This window comes from Acinetobacter sp. MF4640 (assembly GCF_002018895.1).
GTDB lineage: Bacteria > Pseudomonadota > Gammaproteobacteria > Pseudomonadales > Moraxellaceae > Acinetobacter > Acinetobacter johnsonii.
In genome coordinates, this window is record NZ_MVOM01000018.1 from 39187 (window position 1) to 63657 (window position 24471).

18 protein-coding genes and 1 tRNA gene are annotated in these 24471 nt (G+C 42.0%); 6 read left to right on the forward strand and 13 right to left on the reverse strand.

Translation table 11 applies throughout. The features are described from left to right. Positions 1-47 precede the first annotated feature (47 nt). The 10 genes from MF4640_RS08050 to MF4640_RS08095 all read right to left on the reverse strand — a co-directional run bounded on the left by MF4640_RS08050 (position 48) and on the right by MF4640_RS08095 (position 13096). Positions 48-123 (reverse strand) — tRNA-Gly (locus tag MF4640_RS08050). A gap of 64 nt (positions 124-187) precedes the next feature. After that, positions 188-1609 (reverse strand): cysteine--tRNA ligase, encoded by a 1422-nt coding sequence (gene cysS / locus MF4640_RS08055; RefSeq protein WP_078389220.1) that lies wholly within the window; start codon positions 1607-1609, stop codon positions 188-190. A gap of 189 nt (positions 1610-1798) precedes the next feature. Further along, positions 1799-2296 (reverse strand): molybdenum cofactor biosynthesis protein MoaE, encoded by a 498-nt coding sequence (locus MF4640_RS08060; protein WP_078389221.1) that lies wholly within the window; start codon positions 2294-2296, stop codon positions 1799-1801. A gap of 1 nt (position 2297) precedes the next feature. Continuing rightward, the gene (locus MF4640_RS08065) at positions 2298-2564 is read right to left on the reverse strand and encodes a MoaD/ThiS family protein (RefSeq protein ID WP_078389222.1); all 267 of its coding nucleotides are present in this window, start codon (positions 2562-2564) and stop codon (positions 2298-2300) included. Position 2565: 1 nt separating this feature from the next. Further along, positions 2566-3594 carry a GTP 3',8-cyclase MoaA gene (moaA, locus tag MF4640_RS08070; protein WP_078389223.1) on the reverse strand — a complete coding sequence of 343 codons (1029 nt, stop codon included), beginning with the start codon at positions 3592-3594 and terminating at the stop codon, positions 2566-2568. Between the two features lie 344 nt (positions 3595-3938). Then, positions 3939-4565, reverse strand: coding sequence for a molybdenum cofactor guanylyltransferase (locus tag MF4640_RS08075; RefSeq protein ID WP_078389224.1), 627 nt, complete (start codon positions 4563-4565; stop codon positions 3939-3941). Continuing rightward, on the reverse strand, positions 4562-7354 hold the full coding sequence (locus tag MF4640_RS08080) for a nitrate reductase (protein WP_078389225.1): 2793 nt from the start codon (positions 7352-7354) through the stop codon (positions 4562-4564). Before MF4640_RS08080 ends, MF4640_RS08075 begins: the two co-directional genes overlap by 4 nt. A 74-nt stretch (positions 7355-7428) precedes the next feature. Continuing rightward, complete coding sequence (gene nirD / locus MF4640_RS08085; protein ID WP_078389226.1) at positions 7429-9039, reverse strand: nitrite reductase small subunit NirD; 1611 nt, start codon at positions 9037-9039, stop codon at positions 7429-7431. A 95-nt stretch (positions 9040-9134) separates the two neighbouring features. Further along, a complete protein-coding gene (nirB, locus tag MF4640_RS08090; protein WP_078389227.1) occupies positions 9135-11681 on the reverse strand; it encodes a nitrite reductase large subunit NirB in 2547 nt (848 codons plus the stop codon). A 65-nt stretch (positions 11682-11746) separates the two neighbouring features. Further along, a complete protein-coding gene (locus tag MF4640_RS08095; RefSeq protein ID WP_078389228.1) occupies positions 11747-13096 on the reverse strand; it encodes an MFS transporter in 1350 nt (449 codons plus the stop codon). 612 nt (positions 13097-13708) lie between these two features. On the opposite strand from MF4640_RS08095, the gene MF4640_RS08100 reads away from it, so the two are divergent. From MF4640_RS08100 to MF4640_RS08110, 3 genes are all read left to right on the forward strand, one after another. Continuing rightward, entirely contained in the window at positions 13709-14296 is a 588-nt protein-coding gene (locus MF4640_RS08100) for an ANTAR domain-containing response regulator (protein WP_004982170.1), read from the forward strand. A 3-nt stretch (positions 14297-14299) separates the two neighbouring features. Then, positions 14300-15295: an ABC transporter substrate-binding protein gene (locus MF4640_RS08105; RefSeq protein ID WP_078389229.1), complete on the forward strand. Its 996-nt coding sequence runs from the start codon at positions 14300-14302 to the stop codon at positions 15293-15295. A 270-nt stretch (positions 15296-15565) separates the two neighbouring features. Beyond that, the gene (locus MF4640_RS08110; protein ID WP_004696307.1) at positions 15566-15844 is read left to right on the forward strand and encodes a hypothetical protein; all 279 of its coding nucleotides are present in this window, start codon (positions 15566-15568) and stop codon (positions 15842-15844) included. Between the two features lie 23 nt (positions 15845-15867). Here MF4640_RS08110 and MF4640_RS08115 read toward each other — a convergent pair whose 3' ends face one another. The 3 genes from MF4640_RS08115 to hrpA are packed head-to-tail and all read right to left on the reverse strand — an operon-like array spanning position 15868 to position 21729. Next, a complete protein-coding gene (locus MF4640_RS08115; protein WP_078389230.1) occupies positions 15868-16641 on the reverse strand; it encodes a 1-acyl-sn-glycerol-3-phosphate acyltransferase in 774 nt (257 codons plus the stop codon). 6 nt (positions 16642-16647) lie between these two features. After that, entirely contained in the window at positions 16648-17760 is a 1113-nt protein-coding gene (locus MF4640_RS08120) for a beta-ketoacyl-ACP synthase III (RefSeq protein WP_004696303.1), read from the reverse strand. Between the two features lie 30 nt (positions 17761-17790). Continuing rightward, positions 17791-21729 (reverse strand): ATP-dependent RNA helicase HrpA, encoded by a 3939-nt coding sequence (gene hrpA, locus MF4640_RS08125; protein ID WP_078389231.1) that lies wholly within the window; start codon positions 21727-21729, stop codon positions 17791-17793. A 344-nt stretch (positions 21730-22073) separates the two neighbouring features. Between hrpA and ahpC the strand changes: the two genes are divergently transcribed. The 3 genes from ahpC to MF4640_RS08140 all read left to right on the forward strand — a co-directional run bounded on the left by ahpC (position 22074) and on the right by MF4640_RS08140 (position 24266). Next, entirely contained in the window at positions 22074-22637 is a 564-nt protein-coding gene (gene ahpC / locus MF4640_RS08130; RefSeq protein ID WP_004982189.1) for an alkyl hydroperoxide reductase subunit C, read from the forward strand. Positions 22638-22841: 204 nt separating this feature from the next. After that, positions 22842-23573 (forward strand): hydroxyacylglutathione hydrolase, encoded by a 732-nt coding sequence (gloB, locus tag MF4640_RS08135; RefSeq protein ID WP_078389232.1) that lies wholly within the window; start codon positions 22842-22844, stop codon positions 23571-23573. Between the two features lie 489 nt (positions 23574-24062). Further along, on the forward strand, positions 24063-24266 hold the full coding sequence (locus MF4640_RS08140) for a hypothetical protein (RefSeq protein ID WP_004696295.1): 204 nt from the start codon (positions 24063-24065) through the stop codon (positions 24264-24266). Positions 24267-24471: the final 205 nt, after the last annotated feature.

Sequence of the window (24471 nt, forward strand, 5' to 3'; positions counted from 1 at the left end):
TACAGGTATAAAAAAACCCCAAGTTGAACTTGAGGCTTTTTAAATTTTGGAGCGGGAAACGAGACTCGAACTCGCGACCCCAACCTTGGCAAGGTTGTGCTCTACCAACTGAGCTATTCCCGCAATATGGATGTGCATTATAGAGAGTTTCATCAAACTGTCAACACTCTATAATGCAATTGCTGAATTAATCAGCACGACGCCAAATTGTCCCTTGACGGGTGTCTTCCAAAACAACGCCCTGATCCAACAAGGACTGACGGATTTCATCTGCTTTGGCAAACTCTTTAGCTTTTTTCGCATCTTGACGTTGTTGAATCAAATATTCAATTTGCTCTTCAGACAAAGCCAAAGCCTCTTGCCCAATATCAGACTTCAGGAACTCTTCAACATTGTGCTGAACCAAACCTAAAATATTGGTTAAATGACGCAAAGTTGCATAGTAAATCGCCGCTTGTTCCGCTTGTAGCTCTTTCACGGCACGGTTCAATTCTTTGTTCACTTCAAACAATACCGCAATGGCTTCAGCGGTATTGAAGTCATCACGCATGGCACTATTGAAACGCTCAAGCAATGTTTCATCTAAGGTATCGACTTGCGTATCACCATAGGCTTGTTGATAAGCTTTGAATGAATGATAGAAACGTGACAGTGCTGTTTTTGCTTCTTTTAAGGCAACATCAGAGAAGTTCACAGGGCTACGATAGTGTGATGAAACAATGAAGTAGCGAATCACTTCAGGATGGAACTTATCCATCACATCACGAATGGTAAAGAAATTGCCCAATGACTTCGACATTTTCTCGCCATCAACGTTGATGAAACCGACATGCATCCAGTAGTTGACATACTGCTCGCCAGTTGAAGCCTCAGACTGTGCAATTTCATTTTCATGGTGCGGGAACATCAAGTCTGAACCACCACCATGAATGTCAAAATGGTTCCCTAGGCAGCAAGTCGACATCGCAGAACATTCAATATGCCAGCCCGGACGACCTTTGCCCCACGGCGAAGCCCATGCAGGTTCATTTTCTTTGGCATGTTTCCAAAGTACAAAGTCAAAGGGATGTTTTTTCTCAACTTCAACATCGACACGTTCAGATGCACCCACCTGCATATCTTCCAGTTTACGACCCGAAAGACGACCATACTTGGCGAATTTTTCCACTTGGAAATACACATCACCATTGGCAGATGGATAAGCTGTACCCTTTTCAACCAGATTACCAATCATGCTTTGCATTTGATCAATATAGTCCGTTGCACGCGGTGCTTCGTCTGGATGTAAACAGCCTAGATTTTCAGCATCTTCATTCATCGCTTGAATAAAGCGGTCTGTCAGCTGCGTAATCGACTCGCCATTTTCATTGGCACGTTTAATGATTTTGTCGTCAATGTCGGTAATGTTACGTACATATTTCACGCTCCAACCTTGGCTACGCAGGAAGCGAATAATATAGTCAAATGCAACCATCACGCGCGCATGTCCAATATGACAGTAGTCATACACCGTCATACCGCAGACATACATATCAATATGTCCCTCAACACGAGGTACGAATTCTACTTTTTTGCGTTGCTCTGAGTTATATAGAACAAATGGTTGCATAGCGATTCAAAAGACTTCAAATATAAGAATGGATCATCTTAACCTAAGCATTATTTTTCATAAAGTTTTCAGAAGATTTTTCTTTCAATTATCTCGCCACTTTTCATTCATACGCAACTGATACTAAATTTTCTTCATTCAGGTCTTAAAGGGATTATTGGTAAATATTGGCATTGCATGATGCATTTACTAGGGATGAACATGTACATGCTCGCAATGCTCATGGCTATGAGGTTTTGGCGCTTCATGATCTGTTCGAATACAACAGCCCTCGACATACTGACTGGTGCCATCCACATAAAACTCCTCTTTCCACACAGGAACTTCATGTTTTACCCGTTCTACCGCTTCCTCACAGGCTTGAAAGGCTTCACGGCGGTGCGCAGCGTAAGCCATTGCAATAATGGCAGTATCACCAATATCTAAAGCACCAATACGATGCACCACTCGAACATAAGACACGCCATATTTTAATTGGATTTCTTGTTCAATTTGACGAATCATTTTTTCAGCGACTGGTGGATAAGCGGTATATTTTAACGCTTTTACAGCTTTGCCTTGATGGTGATTCCGCACTGTACCAATGAATATGCCAATGCCACCACACTCAGGAAAATGCTGAATGCCATCAAAGTCATTTTGGCTAAAAGTCACTGTTTGAATCCGTGGAAATTGTTTTAATTCCATATCAACCTCCTGCCACAGGGGACAACAACACCAAAGTACAATCTCGACTTAAAATGGTCTGCCTTGGAATAATGTCTTCACCGATTGCACAGGCACAGCGCTCTAGTAACCCATGTACAGCTGGGTACTGAGCAACGACATCCTTTAATACCGCTGCAACCGATGAATCAGGCTCACATTGCAGCGTTAAATTGGGCGGTAACTGCCGTTCAATCGCACCAAAAGCTTCGATCTTTACTCTAATCACGTTGTCTAATTCCTGAGTCATCCTAACCTCCAATCATATGCATACTGATTTTTCGCACAGGCTGATGCAACTGCTGTTTTTGAATGGCATGAAAACCTTGCTCTTTATGCCAAACATAAGTTGAAAGTTTACTTTCTAAAACAAAGGATTCGTGCTGATTGAGTTGGGCAAGTTGCTGAATGTCTGACTTTAAATTTAAACCTTGCTTGGCAAAAAGACAATTATAAAACTCACCCTGTGCATTCAACCGCAGTCGATCACACTCCCCACAAAACGAGTTGCTAATGGTGGAGATAATCCCAACCTTCTCACCATCTACCCGATAACTACGCGCTGGATTGGCGCCTTGTCCTTCAAGCACTTGCACCGTAAATTGCGAGCTGAGTTGGGACAAAATCTCTTGTTCAGTGACGACATCGGCTTGAGACCAATTTTGATCGCCATCCAAAGGCATAAACTCAATAAAACGCAGTTCTACCTTTTGCTGCTTTGCCCACTGCACCAAAGGAACAATTTGATCGTCATTGATACCTTTCATCAGCACGGTATTGATTTTGATGTTAAAACCAAGCTGTTGTGCAGCCTGAATGCCTTCCAGCACTGTATGTAATTGTTTTTTTGTGAGGTGTTGAAATTGCTCGGCATCTAGACTGTCTAGACTAATATTTAAATCATCTAACCCTACTTGCTTTAAAGCAACGGCATATTGTTTTAAATAATGACCATTGGTGGTCATGGAAATACGCTTCAGCCCCTGCTTTTTTAGGCTTTGTAACTGTTCGATAAAATGCACCACACCTTGGCGCATCAACGGTTCACCCCCCGTGATACGAATTTGCTCAATGCCATGCTGCACCATCAATTTGCAAAAATGATAAAGATCTTCAAAGCTGAGCAAGTCGTGCTTTTTCATCCATTCGGGATGTTCGGGCATGCAATAGACGCATTTAAAATTACAACGATCCGTCACCGAGATTCGTAGTTTGCGCTTTTCACGTCCAAACTGATCTTGGAATACTTTAACTGCGGATACATGGGTCATGCTGTTCATCTGTCTTACCTATGCGTCCTTTGAGCGGTGTCGGTGCAGTTCATATTTCACGCCCTATTTTCTAAAGTATAAATTGCAATAACTGTTCCAACTTTGTGCACTTTTTACATTTTGAGTATTTTCAGTTCACCGCCGTAATGAGTGATCACTGCTACATACGTTTATAATCTAAATAAAATAACGACTCCCATAAATATATTCTAAATTTTTGTTTTATAATAAATTTAATATAAACACGAATACTTATTTGGTTCTTTTATAGATTTTTATTTAAACAGTCAAATCGGTTTATGGCAACATCTTTTGCTCTCAACACACACTCTCATTCTCCGTATCTGAGATATTTATAAAAAATTGAGTTGCCGATGCTGTTGTAATTCATCCAACGAGTTAATACTGTGAAAAAACAGTGCATGATTTTTAAATCGTGCCACCTGTGGGTGCAAATCTGCAAAACACTGCCTTAAACTGCGCTGATTTTGCTCAAGGTGCTGAATCAATGTCGGCAAACTGCTCCGTTTTAACAAACAAAACGGATACAGTGCACGGTCATTGATTTCTACAACAACGACACCACAGTTCGGATCTTGTTGCATCGCTTGATGTAACCGCGAAAACACTTTTTTCGGAATAAAAGTTACATCACAGGGTACGAACAGCACATAGTCTGATTGCACATATGTCCATGCACTTTTCATCCCCATCAAGGGCCCTTGAAAGCCTGTTGCCTCATCTTCAAAAAAGCCAATCGACGGAATCAACCGCTCATAAATGGAATGATCACGATGGCTGTTGACCCATACCTTGGTTGCACGTGACTTTAACTGCTGATGAATTTTGATAAGTTGAATTTCATCATCAAATTTTTGCAAGAGTTTATTGATGCCATTCATACGGCGCGCCTGACCACCCGCCAAAATAACAACTTCAGTTTCTGGGTAACTCACGGGTTTGAATATTTTTCTTTTCATTCTACATCCTCCGTTTGACACGCTTTGATCAGACCTCGAATTTCAGGTAAGCAAGAACCGCAATTGCCTCCTGCCTTTAAGCATGCAGTGACTTGTTTTTCATGGGTGATATTTTTTTCTTTAATGACATCGATAATACGATTTTTCCCAACTTTAAAACAGCTACAGACCAGTGGGCCATCGCTATTAGTCATTGACATCGCTTGCCCTGCCAATAAAGCTTTCCTATGCATAGCACTTAAGCGTTCGCGCTTAAACAGACTTGCCACCCAGTCTCGATCTGGCAATAAGGCTTTAGGCGCAATATACAGACTTGCAATGAGGTGTCCATCTTGTAACACCACACTATGACTGATATGGGCAGTTTGATCTTCTACATTGAGCCATTCAAAACTTTCGTCATCAAAAGGCAATAAAGCTTTGAGCTGTTCCGTCGTTTCCGTAAAACGTCGACGGTCTGCCAGCTCATAACGAATAGCTTTGGACGTTTTGATTTTGGTCCACCAAATGCTTTGTTCAATACTTTGTTGTACCAAATGTTCAAAGCCCGTTCTGACATAAAATACGCCCTGCCATTGCGTATAAAACGGATGAATCATCACAGGGGTATGTTTGAACTCAGGTTCTCCCGAAATCGCATCCACCACAGGATTCACCACTTTACCAATCCGTGCATCTGATGCGAATTGATCACTCCAGTGAATCGGTGCAAAAATCTGTCCACGGCGGATATTGTCACTGACCGTGGCACGCAGTACGCAATTTCCCCAAGCCGATTTGATCTCTACCAGTTCCCCATCTTTCAAACCATATTTCAAGGCATCATTTGGGTGAATTTCACAATAGGGTTCTGCTTTATGTGTACTTAAATTGGCTGATAAACCTGTACGTGTCATGGTATGCCATTGATCGCGGATGCGTCCTGTATTCAGCACCAATGGATACTCACTGCTAATTGGATTCACTGCACCAACTGCTGTTGTTGCAATAAACTTGGCTTTACCATCTGGATGACTAAACTGACCATCTTTAAATAATTGAGCAAAAGTGTTTGGTTTGGTTTTGCCATTTTTCAAAGGTACGAGCACAGGCCATTGCGTCGGTTCAAGCTCTTGGTAGTCATCAAATGAAAGATTCGTCAGACCTGCCAAATTGAAATAGCGGAATGTTTCAGTCGATGAACGTAAAGCAATTTCTGCATTTTGATAAGCTGAGAGCTGGGCATGTTCTTTGAAAATGTCATGACTACTTTCAAAGTCAAAACCCTGAAACCCTAATTTTTTCGCCACTTGTGAAACTGACCACCAATCCGCTTGTGCTTGTTCTGGAATGTCTAAAAAAGCACGCTGTCTGGAAATACGGCGTTCAGAATTGGTCACCGTGCCGTCTTTTTCACCCCAACCCAATGCAGGCAATAACACATCGGCATATTGCGTGGTATCTGTATCTAGACAAATGTCTGACACCACCACAAACTCACATTTCTCTAGTGCACGTTTCACCTGATCGGCATTGGGTAAACTCACCACAGGATTGGTCGCCATAATCCAAATGGCTTTAATTTTACCGCTTTCAACTGCTTCAAAAAGGTCGACAGCCTTTAAACCCACTTGCTTGGCAATCGTTGGACTGTGCCAAAACTGCTGAACCAATTGTTGATGTTGTGGGTTATCCAAGTCCATATGCGCAGCCAGCATATTGGCAAGTCCACCCACTTCACGTCCGCCCATTGCATTCGGCTGGCCCGTCATGGAAAAAGGTGCAGCACCCAATTTTCCAATTTTGCCAGTCAGCAAATGACAATTGGTAATACTATTGGCTTTGTCTACCCCACGTGAAGACTGATTCACCCCCATTGAAAATAAGCTCATCACTTTTTCTGTTTGAGCAAATTTTTCAAAAAAGAGTGCTAATTTTTCAACAGAAATCCCCGTCCGTTCGCTTACACTCGCTATTGATGCTTCAGAAGCACTGCTTGCCAGCGCTTGTTCTAAGCCTTGAGTATGCTTTGCAATAAAATCGGTATCGGTATAATGATTGGTTGCTAAATACTGTAATAAACCATTGAACAGCGCGACATCTTGACCCGGTAAAATCGGTAAGTGTAAATCAGCCGCCTCACAGGTGGCAGTAAAACGCGGGTCAATCACGACGACAAAAATATCTCGCTCCTCTTTGGCTTTCATGATGCGTTGATACAGCACAGGATGACACCAAGCTGTATTTGAACCGACTAAAACCACCATATCAGTGTGTTCAAAATCACTATAACTGGCTGGAACTAAGTCTTCCCCAAAAGCACGTTTATGCGCAGCAACGGCTGAAGACATACACAACCGTGAATTGGTGTCGATATTGGCCGTACCCAAGTAGCCTTTAACAAATTTATTGACCACATAATAGTCTTCAGTCAGCAGTTGACCTGAGACATAAAAAGCAATACTTTCAGGCCCATATTGATCGATATAATGTTGAAATTTGTTGGTGATTAAATCTGTTGCGGTATCCCATGAACTTACCTCACGTTGCGGTTTACGCCCTAACATGGGATGTAAGACGCGCGTTTCTAAACCTACCGTGTCGGCTAAATTACTGCCTTTAATGCACAATTTTCCAAAATTAGATGGATGCTGAGCATCACCCACCACAGAGACTTTTTGCCCTAAAGCCGTTTCTTCAACAGTTGCTATTACCCCACACCCCACCCCACAATATGGGCAGGTGGTTTGTGTAGTTGTCATCATTTTTTCTGTGGAGCTATGCAGTTCCATTACAGGGATACTATTCATTTCTGCTTCGCTCCTTTATCTATGGCAAATACTTAAAATCACCCCTCCTTTTTAGAAGGGGTTAGTGGAAGGTTTTACCCTGCTTTTTTTAATGCAAAATCTTTACCAAATAACAATTTATTTCGAATTGAAGAAATTGGGGTTTGATCGGAAATAAGTTCTGCATACCAAACACCATCTTCAGTATCACCAAACAATACCGCACCGACAACCTTATCCTTTTGAATAATAATGCGTTTATAAATCTGACGTTTTTCATCATTTAAAATGATGTCTTCAAAGTCATCCTTCGGTTCAAAATTACCCGCTGAGAACACATCACAGCCACTTACCTTTAACTGTGTTGGAACAGTTGGTGCTTTGAACGTTAAGCTGCCATGCTCCGCCAAATGTGAGGCACAAATGAACGCCTGCCCCCAAAGTGGCTCAACCAAACCAAAAGTCTGGCTACGATGCTCAATACACTCTCCCACGGCGTAAATACTTGGGTCAAAAGTCTGCATGGTGTCATTCACCAACACACCACGGTTACAGCGCAGTCCTGCACTTTGTGCAAGTGCCATGTTCGGACGAATACCGACTGCAAAAACCACAAGATCCGCCTCTAGGACTGTACCGTCTTTCAAGCGAATTTGAGTAACATGACCATCCACACCCACCAATGCTTCAGTATTGGCCTCAGTGATAATGGAGATACCCTTTTGTTCAATACTGTGTCGTAGCATTTGGCTGGCTTTACTATCTAGTTGGCGCTCCATAATGCGATCCATCAGATGTAAAACCGTGACATTCATCCCGCGTTGTTTGAGGCCATATGCAGCTTCAAGTCCCAACAAACCACCGCCGATTACCACGGCGTTTTTCTTGGTCTTGCAGTAATCCAACATGGTGTTGATGTCGTAGATATCTCGGAAACTAATGATACCTTTCAAATCCGCTCCAGCAATTGGAGGAATGAACGGTTTCGAACCTGTCGCCAGGATCAAACGATCATAATCGACCACTTCGCCTTTTTCGGTATAGACCTGCTTACGAGGACGGTCTATACGTACCGCAGGATCACCCGCAATGAAACGAATCCCTTTGTCGCTATACCATGCATGTGGATGCAACATAATGTCGTCAATGGTTTTATCTCCTGACAATACTGGCGATAACATAATACGGTTGTAGTTTCCCCAAGGCTCTTCACCAATCACCGTCACTTCATAACGGTCTGGTGCCATGTCGAGTAAATCTTCCAAACAACGCATGCCCGCTAAGCCATTGCCAACCAGCACCAGCTTCATTTTTTCCTGAGATGCACCTGTGTTGGTGATATAGGTTTTTTGTGGTGTCGGACTAATCCACACTCGGCCATTTTCAATTTTACTTGGAAAAACTAACAGTTTTTGGTCTTTATCTTCCAAACAGCGTCCTGTGGCTAAACTAAAATGCTGTTTATAAATCGGGGATGCCACCACACGCTCACCTTGCAAATCACCAATAATGCCGCGCGACATTACAAAAGCTTGGCTAAATGGATCCTGATTGCTCAAGGCATATACCCGCTTTTCAGCACCGACACGAAAAATAGCAATTTGCTGATGTTCAATAAGTGCTCCTACGCCAGTGTTTGGCGTTACATCATCTAGCGCACAGACATCAACCCAATCTAACTCATTCATTTCTTTTAAAATTGTCATCATCTCGATCCTTTTTAAACTTATTCATTCATTTATTCCCTCTATCTTTGCTTTTGAGGGAGTGCTGAAGAAAGAAGTTTGAATATCCTAATTTGTTAAGCTTCAACCACTGGAATACGGCTACGATCTCGTTCAGCCTCAGTTTTAGGACGAATCTGGCCACGAACTTCTGCAAACTGAATATGCGGATCTTGTTGTTGCTCAGCTTTGGCATTGATGAAAGTCACGAAGCGTTTACGTACTTCTGGGTCTTCAACAGCCGTACGCCATTCATCTTGATAAGTCCCTACCACATGGTTCATACGACGTTCGAGTTCAGCAGCTAGACCTAAAGAATCATGCACAACCACATCTTTGAGATAATCTAAACCACCTTCCATGTTGTCGCGCCATACCGAAGTTCGTTGTAAACGGTCTGCGGTTTGCACATAGAACATAAAGAATCGGTCGATGTATTTAATTAAAGTTTGGGTATCGAGATCCGAAGCCAATAACTCGGCATGGCGAGGTTTCATCCCTCCATTACCGCAGACATACAGGTTCCAGCCTTTTTCAGTGGCGATCACACCGACATCTTTACTTTGCGCTTCGGCACATTCACGGGTACAGCCTGAAACAGCCATTTTTAATTTGTGCGGTGAACGTAAGCCTTTGTAGCGGTTCTCTAGGAAAATAGCTAAACCCACCGAGTCATCCACACCGTAACGACACCACGTACTGCCGACGCAAGACTTTACTGTACGCAACGATTTCCCATACGCATGGCCTGACTCAAAGCCCGCAGCGATGAGCTTTTCCCAAATTTCAGGAAGTTGGTGAATTTGCGCGCCAAACATATCGACACGTTGTCCACCTGTAAGTTTGGTATATAAGCCATATTCTTTAGCAATTTGCCCCACAGCAATTAAGCCATCAGGCGTCACTTCACCGCCCGCCATCCGTGGAACTACAGAATAAGAACCATCTTTTTGAATATTTCCTAGGTAGTAGTCGTTACTGTCTTGTAGACCTGCATGGCTTGGTTTTAAAACAAAGTCATTCCAACACGACGCTAAAATATTGGCTGCTGTTGGCTTACAAATATCACAGCCCAAACCATGACCATGTTGTTGAATCAGGTCATCAAAAGTTTTGATTTCATTAACCCGTACCAAGTGATACAGCTCTTGACGTGAGTAAGCAAAGTGCTCACAAATATGGTTATTCACGGTCACGCCTTGGCGTTGTAATTCAGACTTCAGCACTTGAGTGACCAGTGGCGCACATCCACCACATGCTGTAGCTGCTTTGGTACATTTTTTTAGGGCCCCTAGAGATGTTGAACCCTCTGCAATTGCACTGCAAATATCAGCTTTAGAGACATTATTACATGAGCAAATGGTTGCACTGTCTGGCAGTAAATCAACTCCACTACCGCCCGATTTACTTGAAGCTTGTGCATAACCCGGCATGATTAAGCTTTCAGGATTTTCTGGAAGCGCTAATCCATTCAGCATCATTTGTAGTAAGTCGTTGTACTCTTTTGCACAGCCCACTAAAACTGCGCCAAGTAACTTGGTCTTTTCGCCGTTCACCACGATTTTTTTATAAACTTGCGTATCTTCGTCGGCATAGAAATAACTGAGTGCATTCGGTGTCATCGCATGTGCATCACCGACCGAAGCAACATCAACGCCCATCAGTTTCAACTTGGTGCTCATGTCTGCACCCGCAAATTCAGCACAAGTTTGTTCAGTGACATGTTTTGCTGCAATACGTGCCATGTCATAGCCCGGTGCCACCAGACCATAAATTTTGTTTTGCCACAGTGCACATTCGCCAATAGCATAAATATCTGGATTTGACGTTTGGCAATAATCATTAATCATGATCCCGCCACGCTCCCCTAGAGCTAAACCGCTTTGACGTGCCAACTCATCACGTGGGCGAATACCCGCTGAGAACAAAATGATGTCTGTTTCAAGCTCAGAACCATCACCAAATTTCATCACATGCTTCGTCGTAGCACCTTCCTCAATTGATGAAGTCGCTTTTTGGGTATGAACTTTTACGCCTAAGTTTTCAATTTTTGCACGTAGAACCTTTCCGCCCAAGTCATCAATTTGAACCGCCATGAGACGTGGTGCAAACTCAACCACATGGGTTTCCAAGTTCAAATCACGTAACGCCTTAGCAGCTTCTAGGCCCAGTAAACCGCCACCAATCACCACACCCGATTTCGCATTAAGACTTGCAGCACGAATCGCATCTAAGTCGTCAATGGTTCGGTAGACAAAGCAGTTTTCACGGTCATTGCCCGAAATAGGCGGAACAAAAGCGTATGAACCTGTTGCCAAGATTAATTTGTCAAAACTAAGAACATCACCATGATTCGTCGTCACCGTTTTATGACTTTGATCAATTGCAACCGCTTTGGTGTTTAAACGTAAATCTATGCCATAAGCATCAGCAAAATCTGCACGACAAAGGGTTAAATCCTTTACTGATTTACCACTGAAATATTCAGTCAAATGTACGCGGTCATAAGCCAAGCGCGGTTCTTCGGCCAAGATGGTAATTTCAACATCATCACCCACATGTTCGAGTACTGATTCGATAAATTTGTGGCCAACCATGCCATGACCAATCATGATGATTTTCATATTCTTTCTCCGCAATATTTCATTTGTTCTGCCTGAGCCTTGAGGCTTGGGTTTAATCTCTTTATTTAGTTTTGCGCTTCAGCAATGCTACGATCATGTACTGCTTGTTCGAATAAGCGCTGTTCCTTTTCTTTATGCTCAACAGAGAACCGAATCATCAGGACAAAACTTGCAGCGATGACCACCAAGCCACCTAAAATCATCAGTGTGGTTTGAATATCCAACATACCTTTGAGTAGGAAACCTGCTGCCACTGCACCAACGTTACCCCCTGCACCAATGATGCCTGCCACACCGCCTAAGGCATCACGATCAATAAAAGGTACCAAAGCATAAGTTGCACCACATGCCATGTGCGTGAACAATGCGAAAACTGTCATTGCGAGAATCGCAAAGATAGGGGTGTTCATTTGAGAGAATAGGACGAGGAAGAGACCTTCCAGCAAAATCATGCCAAATAACACTTTGGTACGACCATCAAGCCCTTTTTTGGTTGCAACTTTGTCTGACACAATGCCGCCCAGAGCACGAGCAAACAGTGCCAGTAAACCGAAAATACCAGCCGCCATCCCTGCTTCTTTTAAACCAAAGCTAAAATGGTCGACGTAGTACATCGCGACAATGTTGTGAATAAAGATTTCGATCCCGAAACACGCGGCATAGGCACCAAATAAAATCCAAACACGGTAGTTTTTCGCAGCATGCATCAGAATCGCTACACCACCTTTTTTATCTGAACCAACACTGACACCCTCTGCACGAAGTTCTTTGAAGTTGCCTTGTGGGCAGTCTTGGGTAAATTTCCAATACATCAAACCCACGATCAGCATCAAGATACCCGGAACAATCAGTGCAATTCTCCAGCCCATCGCTTGCTCTACACCAAATATCACTAAGGCACCGAGCATCAATGGCATAAGTACTTGTGTTGCACCACCGCCTGCGTTGCCCCAGCCTGCTGTCGCTGCGTTTGCAGTCCCGACTACGTTTGGCGCAAACATAATGCTGGTGTGATACTGAGTGATGACAAAGCTTGCCCCAATCGCACCAATCAATAGACGGAAGAACAAGAAGGATTCATAGCTATTTGCAGATGCGACTCCAAAGACTGGAATGCTGCCGAGTATAAGAAGTGCGGTATAGGTTTTACGCGGGCCGTATTTATCACACAATGGCCCCACAATAAGGCGAACTAAAATTGTGATGGCTACAGCAGCAATATTAATATTTGCTATTTGATCTTTGGTTAAATGAAATTCACCCGCAATCACTGGCATCAGCGGTGCACAAGCGAACCAAGCAAAGAAGCAGACAAAAAAGGCGAGCCAACTCATGTGGAAGGCTCTCATTGCTGCGCCGTTAAAACTGAAAAGACTTATTTTTGTTGCTTTTTTAGCATGTAAATTTGAAGACATAACCTTCTCCAGACTGAACTGAGCGTATAGTTTTTCTACAGCACAAACACTTGGGATGTAGAAGCGATCAGAACGGACGTCGTTGGCCGTCTTACAAATTTGATTTAGAGTCGTCTTTGACTCAGCATAGGTAATGCAACGAGTGTGCCAATATTTATTAATTAATCTTATGGTATTGTTTTTTATTATTTTATTTAAAATAAAATCTTATCTTACGGTATAAGCAGCGTTTTTTATTTTTAAAACACAATAGCTACTTTTTCCGACTCTTTAAAACCCTGCTATCTCTTGGTGCATTTTGCATTATCGATGAGCATCTGTTTTCTCAAATAAACGACATTACTTTGTTCTAAGCACGACATCTAGAAATTCTCCCTTAGATGTACAAATCGACTGTGAACATCAACACTTCAATTTACTGAATCCATATCCGTAAACTCTTTCATGAAAACTCCGATCACAACATATGCAACATGCATACTTTGTCTGTAATCGCGACCATAAAGATTGACTGCCTGATTCGAGATAAAGCTGGCATTTGTTAAGTTTGGCATTTAAATTGCTTGTATACTTTTAGATCTCATTTTCAGGTTTTCCTGAGCACTGTACAGTATGCCTAAACTGAAAATTGCATTGATTGATGACAATCAAGAACGCGCACAATATATTCGAAATTCCCTCATCGAACATGATTTCGATGTAGTTGCTTGCCTGATTATCGATCACATCAATATTAGCCGCCTTGAACAATTAAGTGCGGATGTCATTTTGTTAGATATGGACCATCCGCAACGTGACATCATTGAAAGCTGTGTAAGCCAATTTAATCTGCCCACTGTTTTATTTACTAAAAATAGCCATAAAGACACCATTAAAAGTGCCATAGATGCTGGAGTGACGGCTTATATAGTGGATGGGATCGATCCTTCAAAGTTAGAAAATATTTTAGAAATCTCGATCGAACAGTTTCGTAAACACAAAAAGTTGCTCACAGACTTACAAGACACCAAAAATAAACTCGCCGATCGTAAAGATGTGGAGCGTGCGAAAGTCTTGCTGATGCAATTACATGGACTATCTGAAGATGATGCCTTTCAATTGCTGCGTAAAAATGCCATGAGCCACCGTATGACCATCGGTGAAATGGCAAGACGTCTGTTGGATGCTCAACAGCTTTTACAATCTCAACTCAAGGACTAAGTCATGGCTCAACTCGAAAAGTCACAACTTCATCTGGGCTATATTCCACTTTTAGACTGTGTTGCTTTACTGTGGGCTAAACAACGCGGTTTTTTTGAGGAAGTAGGCTTAGACGTAAGCTTAGTGAAAGAAGCGTCTTGGGCAAGCTTAAGAGATCGTTTGGCTTTTGGTTTTCTAGACGCCGCGCATTGTTTATCTGCCATGTTGCCTACTGCTGCACTCGCTCAAGATCAACTCGGTATTCCGCTACAAACCCCTCTCGTCTTAAGCTACAACAGTGCTTTTATCAGCTTAAGCCAAAAACTATGCTACGCGCTTGATATCAAAAAAACTGACGATGCAGCCACCACTGCACAGAAATTCTTTAGTGCCATGCAGCATGAACAGTATCTTCCGATTGCCCATGTGTTTAAGCAGTCTATTCATCATTATTGTTTACGTGAGTGGTTGGCGTTGGCCAATCCTGAATTTGCCAAACGCGTACATCTCCGCACTTTACCGCCGCCCTATATGGTGGAAGCCATTTCAAACCAATTGATCGATGGTTTTTGTGTTGGGGAACCCTGGAACACACAAGCGGAAATTCAAGGCTATAGCCAAATCATTGCGACTGGCTCAGAAATTATTCCTCGCGTCGCAGACAAAGTACTGGCTGTGACTCAAGAATGGGCTATTTCCAATCCCAATACGCTTGCAGCTCTCGTCCAAGCCATCCAAAAAGCACAAGTTGAACTTAAACAAATGCAGGATCTTGAACCTGTTTGGCAAGTCTTGGTCGATTACAACATCATTCGCTTTGCGTGTTCAGCAAGTGTTCACGTCGAAAAATATCACCTGATTCAGAACATTATTCGTGGTTTTATTCCCGAACAAGCCCAGCCGCAAGTTTCGGATTTTGTTTGGCTCACACAGCAAATGCAAAAATGGGATGATGTAAATTTAGAGAGTGATGAAATTCACAGCATTAGTGAAAATTGCGTCATTCAAACAAAAACTTGATTTTTGAATTATTACTATATGTTACTTAATCCGTAATTACGCACTATATTGAAACATTTATTCTGAAAAATATTTTGAAGTAAATCTGTGATCTAACTTTACTACCACTTTATTGGGCATTTTTCTTGAGCTTCCATTTATCTGAGCGTGCTATTTACTCATGCGAAAAGCAGGTTAAGATCTTTTAAAACATGAAAACAATAGATAAATAATCTTCATCACCACTTCTTTTTTAAACGTCAAACTAACCCAAGGACAGCGGGGTGTATTATGTTTACCGAGGAAAATCGACATGTTTCTTTATTACATGCGATTAACAAAATACTGATTAAAGACTGGGATCCGCTGCGGATCTATCGTAATCCTGCACTACAAGATGAATATGAGGAATACTTACCCAGTTTATTTCGGTTCATTTGTGAACAAGCCAGTGAAACTGAAATTTTTGAATATTTATGGTGGGTGGAAAATAAGGTTATGGAAGTTAAAGGGAATAAGACCCATACTTTAAAAATTGCACATTTGTTGAAAGATTTACAGGAAGACTAAGCCGAGTTTACGCCTGTAAATGCTCAATCAAATCGGTCACCATGTTGCTGTTGACGCAATACTCTTAAGTCTGCAAGCCCAGTATAAATTTCTGCTGCAATCAGGTCTCGGAACTGCTGTAACTGTTCTAGGTTTTCAATATGCATCAAACTTTGTCTAGGCATAAACTTAAAATAAAAAGGCAAGCGTTTCGGAATCAAATGTTTCGGTAAAGATGGAATCACCTCCCCTTTACGTAGCAAGCGACTTAACTGCGGCACTTGTAGCAACTTTTGAAAATATTGGTGCTGAACCACTTTATTAGCATCAAAACCAATATCAAAGACTTCATCTCCGCCTAAAGCGGCAAACGGCACAATGTCATAGCCAAATTCTTGAGCAAGTTTTAAAAAGCCGTAGCGCTGTTTCCAAATCAGGTGGTACTGTTCGCCCTCACGTTTTAGAACTTCGCGTCCGCCACCAGGAAAAACCAAAATGGAATAGCCTTGTTGCATGGCTTCACGCACATAGGCTGGAACACCATCAACCGCACCAAATTTTTTCACCACACTGCGCCACAGTGGCAAATAAAAATGGCTATGATCAGCAATACTGACCACAGCCACTTGATGCTCATTGTAGAGATAATCAATCAACATAGGTGAATCAAGCACACCATACATAGAATGATTTCCTACATACATTGCAGGTTGTGATGCATCTAACTGTTCAGCACCGATAAATGTCGGTGTGAAATAAACTTTGGATAAAGCACTCAGGCGTTTAATCCATTTTGCATCATGCTCAACCTGCAACATACGGGCTTATGCGACGTGTTTTTTCACAAGCACAGCACCAACAGAGTAACCTGCGCCAAATGAACACAAGACACCGTATTCACCGTCATTGACTTGATCTGCTGTGCGATGCAACGCAATGATGACACCTGCTGAAGAAGTATTTGCAAATTCATCCAAAATGATTGGCACTAAATCAGGCTGAGCATTTTCTTTGCCTACGACTAATTTCAAAATCAGCTCATTCATGCTGGCATTGGCTTGGTGTAACCAAAAACGCTTCACATCAGTCGGTGCAATGTTATTTTTCTCAAGTTGCGCTGTAATCATTTTGGCAACCAGTGGACAAACTTCTTTGAACACTTTACGACCGTCTTGAGCAAAACGATTATTTTCAATGTCTGCATCGACTTCACTTAAGTTTAGGAAACCAAAGTTATTGCGGATGTTATTTGAAAACTGTGTGAATAAGTTAATGTCTTCAATTTCAAAACCAGTTTTGCTGTCGGTTTCTTCAATGATTGAAGCCGTTGCGACATCACCAAAGATAAAGTGGCAATCACGTGAACGGTAGTCGGTATGACCAGAGGTGATTTCTACATTCACCAATAATACACGGCGTCCGCCCGCTTTAATCGCATCATACGCTTGTTTAATGCCAAAGGTTGCGGCCGAACATGCTACGTTCATGTCGTAGGCATAGCCTTGAATACCCAATGCTGTTTGGATTTCAATTGCAACAGCAGGATAAGCACGCTGTAAATTAGAGCACGATAAAATTACCACATCGATATCTTCTGCAGTTACGCCTGCATTTTCCATCGCTTGTTTTGCAGCGATCACGCCCCATTCGGCTTGAATCGAGAGTTCATCATTTGAACGCTCATGTAACAATGGACGTAAACGCTTCGGATCTAAGATCCCTGTTTTCTCAACCACATAACGACGTTTTACACCAGATGCTTTTTCAATAAACTCTGCGCTTGACCCACGACGGGCTTCCAACTCGCCCGAAGCAATTTTGTCAGCATTGTCTAGGTTATACTGTTCCACATAAGCATTTAAACTTTCAACTAACTCTTCATTGGTAATGATGTCTTCAGGATGATAAAGACCCGTACCTGTAATGCGGATGCCCATGTAAAACTCCTTCTTTAAATTACCTCTATCTTAACTGATTCCAAGTTTTTCCCATACTTTTTGCAAGCGAGTCGGAGAAATGGGCATCTTTGTCTTCATCGGTTGAGAGAATAAAGAAATCCGAAACTCCTCAACCATGAAATACAATTCTTTAAGGCGAGTGTCATTTTTAAACTTAAATAATTTTTCCATCCACGGGTCAACTTGATCAATGGCAGAATTATCCCTCTGTAGGTTATTGGGCAGGCGCTCCAAACGCAAGACCAATGCTTTCAAATATCGAGGAAATTCAAGCCAAATGTCGGAAGATTTCACATAGACAAAGTTTGATAAGCACATCAAATCCAGCTGATCTTCAACATCATCAATATTTTTCCCAAACACAGCATCATCTAAGACCAACAGTTTTCGACGTATATCCTGCCATTGAATATAGATCTCTGTCACATCTGCCAGTGCTTTTTGCCCATGGGTCAGAAAAGTTTTTTTGACATTTGCAACTAAGTTTTCAAACTCTTGTGCATTGACAGGCAGTTCATTGATCGACATTTGCAGTGTGGCATAAACTAACATTTGTTCCAGCTGCGCCTTATCGCCCAAAGGCGAATACGCCAATGCCAACGGTTTGGAAATTTGCTTTTTCAACTGACGGACCAAATCCCCCAGTTGTACATGCACCAAACGAAGTACACCCTCACGGTGCTGTTTAATCGCCTCAGCTTGATCATTAAAGGTCTGAATCACGACACCAGACTCATCCTTTTGTTCCAATGCTGCAAATGCCTTGGTCGGGACTAAAGCTTGATACTGCTTCACCACCACGCCCGTCACTTTTTGTGATGCTTCAAACACAAAATTTTCAGGAAAAGTTTGGAACTCACCTTTGAGCTGTTTGACTGGACTATGAGTTTCTGTTCGACAGCGCGCTTTTAACTCAGACAAGTCACGACCTTGTTCAATCACACGGCCTTTGTCATCTATCACTTTAATCAATGGCAATAGATATTGTTCAATCCGCTCAAAGCTAAAGTCTTTTTCAGTGATTTGTTCGCCACGCAACTGGAAGGCTAAAAAGCTAAAAATATGCTGTTGCAAATGCATCGCATCTACTTTCGCCATTAGCTTTGCAGCCGTGTCAGGGATAGGCACCAAATGACGACGTTTATCTTTAGGCAGCGCCTTGAGTAAGGCTTCCATTAAATCCTGACGCCAGCCGGGAATGCCCCACGACCACAAGTTTTCATCCACCTGAGGCAAGGCTTGCAACGGAATTTTCACTGTTGCACCATCTTCGTCATGGCTTGGATCAAAACGGTAACTGGCTGCTAGGCGCAGTTCGCCATTGCGTAAAAAATCGGGAAATTGTTGTGTGGTTGGACGGTCGTTCATCCACAGCGCATCATCATCGATAAATAAATAACGTGGGTTTTGCGGTTCAACCGTAGCGCGCCAGTCTTCAAAACTACGACGGCTTGCGACCTCTTCAGGAACTTTAGCCGCATAAAACTGGTAAATAGTCTCTTCATCCACCACCAAATCACGGCGGCGTAGCTTATCTTCGACCCGCTCTACTTCTTCAAGTTTAAGCAGGTTGTGTTTTAAAAATGGTGGCGTAATGCCTAAATGTCCTGTCGTCAGTGCATCTCGAAGGAAAATTTCATGTGCTGCAACATGGTCGACTTTTTCATAGTTGATTTGACGTTTCGGCTCAATAATTAAGCCAAACAATGAAATTTGGTCATAGGCATTGACCACACCTGCTTTTTTCGACCAGTGCGGCTCAAAGTAATGGTGCTTCAGCAAATCACCTGCTGCAAGCAAAATCCACTCAGGTTCAATTTTTGCCAGTGTACGAATGTAGACCTGTGAGGTTTCTACCATCTCAAAAGCCATGACCCAAGGCGTATTGGTCTTATGTAAAGTAGATGCTGGAAAAATGCGGGCCTTTTGCTGACGTACCGCCATAAACACATTGCGTTCATCGGTTTTATTGGCAATAAAAGACAACAAACCTGTTAAAAGCGCGCGGTGTAAATTTTCATAACTGGCTTTTTTCTCATTAAAAGACAGCTTTAAGCCTTTTGCTAAATCGACCAATTGCTCATGAGTTTTCTTCCATTCACGTAAACGCAACCAGCTTAAAAAATGATTACGCGCAAAAGTACGACGTTTGTTTTCACTCATATCTCGGTTGGCAACCAGTACGTCCCAAAGTTTGATATAAAATAAAAAGTCAGAATCGGCTTCACGGAACAACGCATGTTTTTGATCTGCCTGCATTTGTTTATCCGCTGGGCGTTCACGTGGGTCTTGTACAGCCAAAGCGGCAACAATCACCAAGACTTCATTCAACACTCCAAAATGTGCCCCACCCAAAATCATACGGGCCAAACGTGGATCAATTGGCATTTTGGCCATTTGTTGACCAATTTTGGTTAAGTCTCCTTTACCTCCCCCTTTGGAAAAGGGGGATTGAGGGGGATTGACTTCAGATGAATCTCCCCCAACCCCTCTTTGCAAAAGAGGGGCTTTACCTTTATCAGACATTGCCCCAAGTTCAACCAACAACTTACGACCATCGTTGACTAAACGATGATCTGGCGGCTCAATAAAATCAAAATCTTCTAAAGCACCCAGCCCTAAACTTTGCATCTGCAAAATCACTGAAGCTAAGTTCGTTCGCTTAATTTCAGGTTCAGTAAACTCAGGGCGGCTTTGAAAGTCTTCCTCAGAATACAAACGAATACATACACCTGGGGCAATACGACCACAACGACCTTTACGCTGATTTGCTGCGGCCTGAGAAACTGCTTCAATCGGTAAACGCTGTACGCGTGAACGATAGTTATAGCGAGAGATACGCGCAAAACCACTGTCAATCACATAACGAATATTGGGTACAGTCAGCGCTGTTTCTGCAACGTTGGTGGCGATAATAATGCGTCGCCCACCACCAGATGGATTAAAGATTTTTTGTTGTTCAGCTAAGGCCAAGCGCGCATATAAAGGTAAAATTTCTGTATGTCGCGGCCCATGCTTTTGCAAAGTTTCTTGTAATTCACGAATCTCTTGTTCGGTACTGGCAAAAATTAAAGTATCGGCATATTCAGGATGGCCTTTTTCTTGTGCATCCCGAAAACATTCCTCTACAGCTTGCACGACAGCACGAGGTAGATTTTCTTCAAAGTCATCAAACTCATCATCATCACTACCGACAATGCTCATCTCAGATACAGGGCGATAACGTAGTTCGACTGGAAAGCTACGACCTTCTACTTCAAAAATAGGCGCATTGTTAAAGTACTGACTAAAACGGTTTACATCTAAAGTTGCTGAAGTGATGATGACTTTTAAATCTTTACGGCGAGGCAAAAGCTGTTTGAGATAGCCCATGATAAAGTCAATATTGAGTGACCGCTCATGCGCTTCATCGATAATAATCGTGTCATATTTATTGAGATAACGGTCATTGGCCAGCTCTGCCAGCAAAATACCATCTGTCATTAAACGAATGATCGAATCCTGCGACCCTTGTTCATTAAAACGAACTTTAAAGGAAATCGACTCACCAAGTTTCTCACCAACTTCTTCAGCAATACGCTGGGACACACTACGCGCAGCCAACCGACGTGGCTGTGTATGACCAATCAGACCCGTTAAACCACGACCTGCTAGCATCGCAATTTGCGGTAGCTGTGTGGTTTTACCTGAACCTGTTTCCCCTGCAACGATAATCACTTGATGCTCTTGAATGGCATCAATTAACTTATCTGCATACTGCGTAACAGGCAGGTCTTGATTCAGTTTAATATTCGGAATGCGTTCAATACGCTCTAGAACTTTTAAATGCGACTGTTCAAATAATGCTTGATATTGCTTTTCGTTGGCATCTTTTCCTTTTTTGAGTCGGTTTAAACGATGACGGTCTTTGACCATCACCAATTGCTCTATATTTAAAGGACGCTGCACAGAAAGAATACCCACATCAAAAACATCAATCGCTTAGTTTACGTGGTAATACAGCGAAGCGAAAGTACAGCATAATTTTTTAATTTTAACTTTTTTTCAAATATCCCCTTGAATTTTAAGCCTAGGGACATCATGTCTGTAAACGAGTTGCGGAATAGATGATTTTGTCATTTGGTCATCATATTTATCATGCTAAATGAACAGAATGATCACATTCGCTGAAATAGTCTGGAGTAAGATTCGGTTTTTCCGATTCTTGTAATGTAAAAATACTGTTTCAGCAATAACAAAAATTTCGATACCCTATTCAACATTAAATACAAACCCCAATCATGGAGACAATGATGAGCTTGATTAATACTGAAGTAAAACCATTCGCTGCTACTGCATATCACAACGGTCAATTTGTTGACGTAACTGAAGCAGATCTTAAAGGTAAATGGTCTGTAGTATTCTTCTACCCAGCTGACTTCACTTTCGTTTGCCCAACTGAACTTGGTGACCTTGCTGACAACTACGCTGAATTCCAAAAATTAGGCGTGGAAATCTACGGTGTTTCTACTGACACTCACTTCACTCACAAAGCTTGGCACGACACTTCTGAAGTTATTGGTAAAATCCAATACCCATTAATCGGCGACCCAACGTGGACTCTATCTAAAAATTTCGACGTTCTAATCGAAGCTGCTGGTCTTGCTGACCGTGGTACTTTCGTAATCGATCCAGAAGGTAAAATCCAGATCGTTGAAATCAACGCTGGTGGTATTGGTCGTGATGCTCAAGAATTACTTCGTAAAGTTAAAGCAGCTCAATACGTTCACGCTCACCCAGGTGAAGTTTGCCCAGCTAAATGGAAAGAAGGCGAAGCAACTCTTGCTCCTTCAATCGACCTAGTAGGTAAAATCTAATCTAAATTAGATTGAACACATAAAAAACCACGCTTTTTAGCGTGGTTTTTTATGGCCAAGATAACAGCACAATATGACAAGAAAGAGAAAAATATAGAATAAGAAAGAGCTAACCTTTATGCGCTACACATAATTCATGACTGGAATTCAGTGCTTGTACCCGCTACAGTAGAATGAATACATGCAGCTCTTTGAAGAAGAAAAATGACTTATCAAGTTCATATGATTGATGTGAAAAACCAACTCCAAAACTATATTTGGCTGCTGGAACACACCTCATCAAAGCAAGTCGTGGTGGTTGATCCAACTGAGGCTGAATTAGTTGAAGATTATTGCACTGAACATGGCTTAAGCATTGCTCAAATTTGGCTGACTCATTGGCATAAAGACCATATTGGCGGTGTCGCCGACCTGATTGCGAGTCGGAATATTCCTGTGTATGGGCCACGTGAGGAATTATCTAAAATTCCATTCATCACCCATGCATTGATGGATGATGACTATTTCTCATTTCATGATTTACATATCGATGTTTTAGCAGTTCCTGGCCACACACTGGGCCATATTGTGTACTTTATTGAATCTATCCAGACTTTATTTTGCGGTGACACTCTGTTTGCTATGGGCTGTGGGCGAGTGTTTGAAGGTACACATGAGCAGATGTACCATTCGCTCAATCGTTTAGCAGCTTTGCCTGCCGAAACCAAAGTCTATTGTACGCACGAATACACGCTCTCTAACGCGAAATTTGCCAACCAAGTCGAACCAGACAATATCGCTATTCAAGAGCGTTTAGACCGTGTCGAAACCATGCGCTATTTGGGTCAATGTACCCTTCCTAGCAGTATTGAAATCGAACTCGAAACCAATCCTTTTTTACGTACAGAAAATGTTGAAGAGTTTAAACGACTGCGTGATCTGAAGGATCAATTTTAATTGGTCTCCGCCTTCTAGAGACTGCTGACTAACGCAGTCTCCTATTATGTATGTATGCTTCTATTGAGTTATAACGATCAGTTTGGGCTCCCACCCTTAACCTTTGAGCTCTCAAAATTTCAACCTACGCAGTTTCAAGCCACACGATGCCTGAATCGAATGATCACGAGCAAGGCTGTTTGAAAATACTGTCACAAAAGACCCAGCCTTTGAAAAAAATCATTACATTTCTATTTATGATAAAATACTTCTCTATCACGAACGCACATAATTCCATTGTATTGAGACTCATCTCAAAATATTATTATTTTTCATCATGATAAAATTATTTTAAACAATGAAAAACTATCGTTTATGCTTTCTATACGTTTTCGCCTTAGTTTAGATTGCTTTAAAAAGAGACAAAAACAAAAATATATAAAAAAATCCCCTTTAAAAAAGCGTGAAATATCCCTATTAATAATTTATCAGTGAAAAAGGAATATCCTCGTGAAAAAAGTAGTGAAAGCAAAAAACCTCATCGCCTTTCGTATTTGGCTAGAGAAATTAGGTTATTCAGTTAAAACCTTAGCAGACAACCGTGGCTTTACTTTTAGCTTTAAAAAAGAATATGGACTGGTGACTTGCGACCTAGCGGGCAATAACTTGGCCATGCAGCTCGGTGAAGAATTCGAAGACCATTTGAAAGCCTAAATTGCTCCATACTTACTTCGCGTGATGAATCAAAATTTAGCCCCTTAAAGGGGCTTTTTTTATATATGAATCATCTATTAAATTTTAGGCAATAAAAAAGCAAGGCTTAATACCTTGCTTCATTACTGATGGTGGGGACGGAGAGACTCGAACTCTCACACCTTGCGGCGCTGGAACCTAAATCCAGTGCGTCTACCAATTTCGC

Coding starts and splice junctions, on each gene's coding strand:
- moaA (WP_078389223.1), bottom strand. CDS start 3,594: ATGAACAGCATGACCCATGTATCCGCAGTTAAAGTATTCCAAGATCAG.
- MF4640_RS08115 (WP_078389230.1), bottom strand. CDS start 16,641: ATGTTGCAGGTTGAGCATGATGCAAAATGGATTAAACGCCTGAGTGCT.
- ahpC (WP_004982189.1), top strand. CDS start 22,074: ATGAGCTTGATTAATACTGAAGTAAAACCATTCGCTGCTACTGCATAT.
- MF4640_RS08065 (WP_078389222.1), bottom strand. CDS start 2,564: ATGACTCAGGAATTAGACAACGTGATTAGAGTAAAGATCGAAGCTTTT.
- MF4640_RS08075 (WP_078389224.1), bottom strand. CDS start 4,565: ATGAAAAGAAAAATATTCAAACCCGTGAGTTACCCAGAAACTGAAGTT.
- MF4640_RS08110 (WP_004696307.1), top strand. CDS start 15,566: ATGTTTACCGAGGAAAATCGACATGTTTCTTTATTACATGCGATTAAC.
- MF4640_RS08105 (WP_078389229.1), top strand. CDS start 14,300: ATGGCTCAACTCGAAAAGTCACAACTTCATCTGGGCTATATTCCACTT.
- MF4640_RS08080 (WP_078389225.1), bottom strand. CDS start 7,354: ATGAATAGTATCCCTGTAATGGAACTGCATAGCTCCACAGAAAAAATG.
- nirD (WP_078389226.1), bottom strand. CDS start 9,039: ATGACAATTTTAAAAGAAATGAATGAGTTAGATTGGGTTGATGTCTGT.
- MF4640_RS08095 (WP_078389228.1), bottom strand. CDS start 13,096: ATGTCTTCAAATTTACATGCTAAAAAAGCAACAAAAATAAGTCTTTTC.
- MF4640_RS08100 (WP_004982170.1), top strand. CDS start 13,709: ATGCCTAAACTGAAAATTGCATTGATTGATGACAATCAAGAACGCGCA.
- cysS (WP_078389220.1), bottom strand. CDS start 1,609: ATGCAACCATTTGTTCTATATAACTCAGAGCAACGCAAAAAAGTAGAA.
- MF4640_RS08120 (WP_004696303.1), bottom strand. CDS start 17,760: ATGGGCATCCGCATTACAGGTACGGGTCTTTATCATCCTGAAGACATC.
- nirB (WP_078389227.1), bottom strand. CDS start 11,681: ATGAAAATCATCATGATTGGTCATGGCATGGTTGGCCACAAATTTATC.
- MF4640_RS08060 (WP_078389221.1), bottom strand. CDS start 2,296: ATGGAATTAAAACAATTTCCACGGATTCAAACAGTGACTTTTAGCCAA.
- gloB (WP_078389232.1), top strand. CDS start 22,842: ATGACTTATCAAGTTCATATGATTGATGTGAAAAACCAACTCCAAAAC.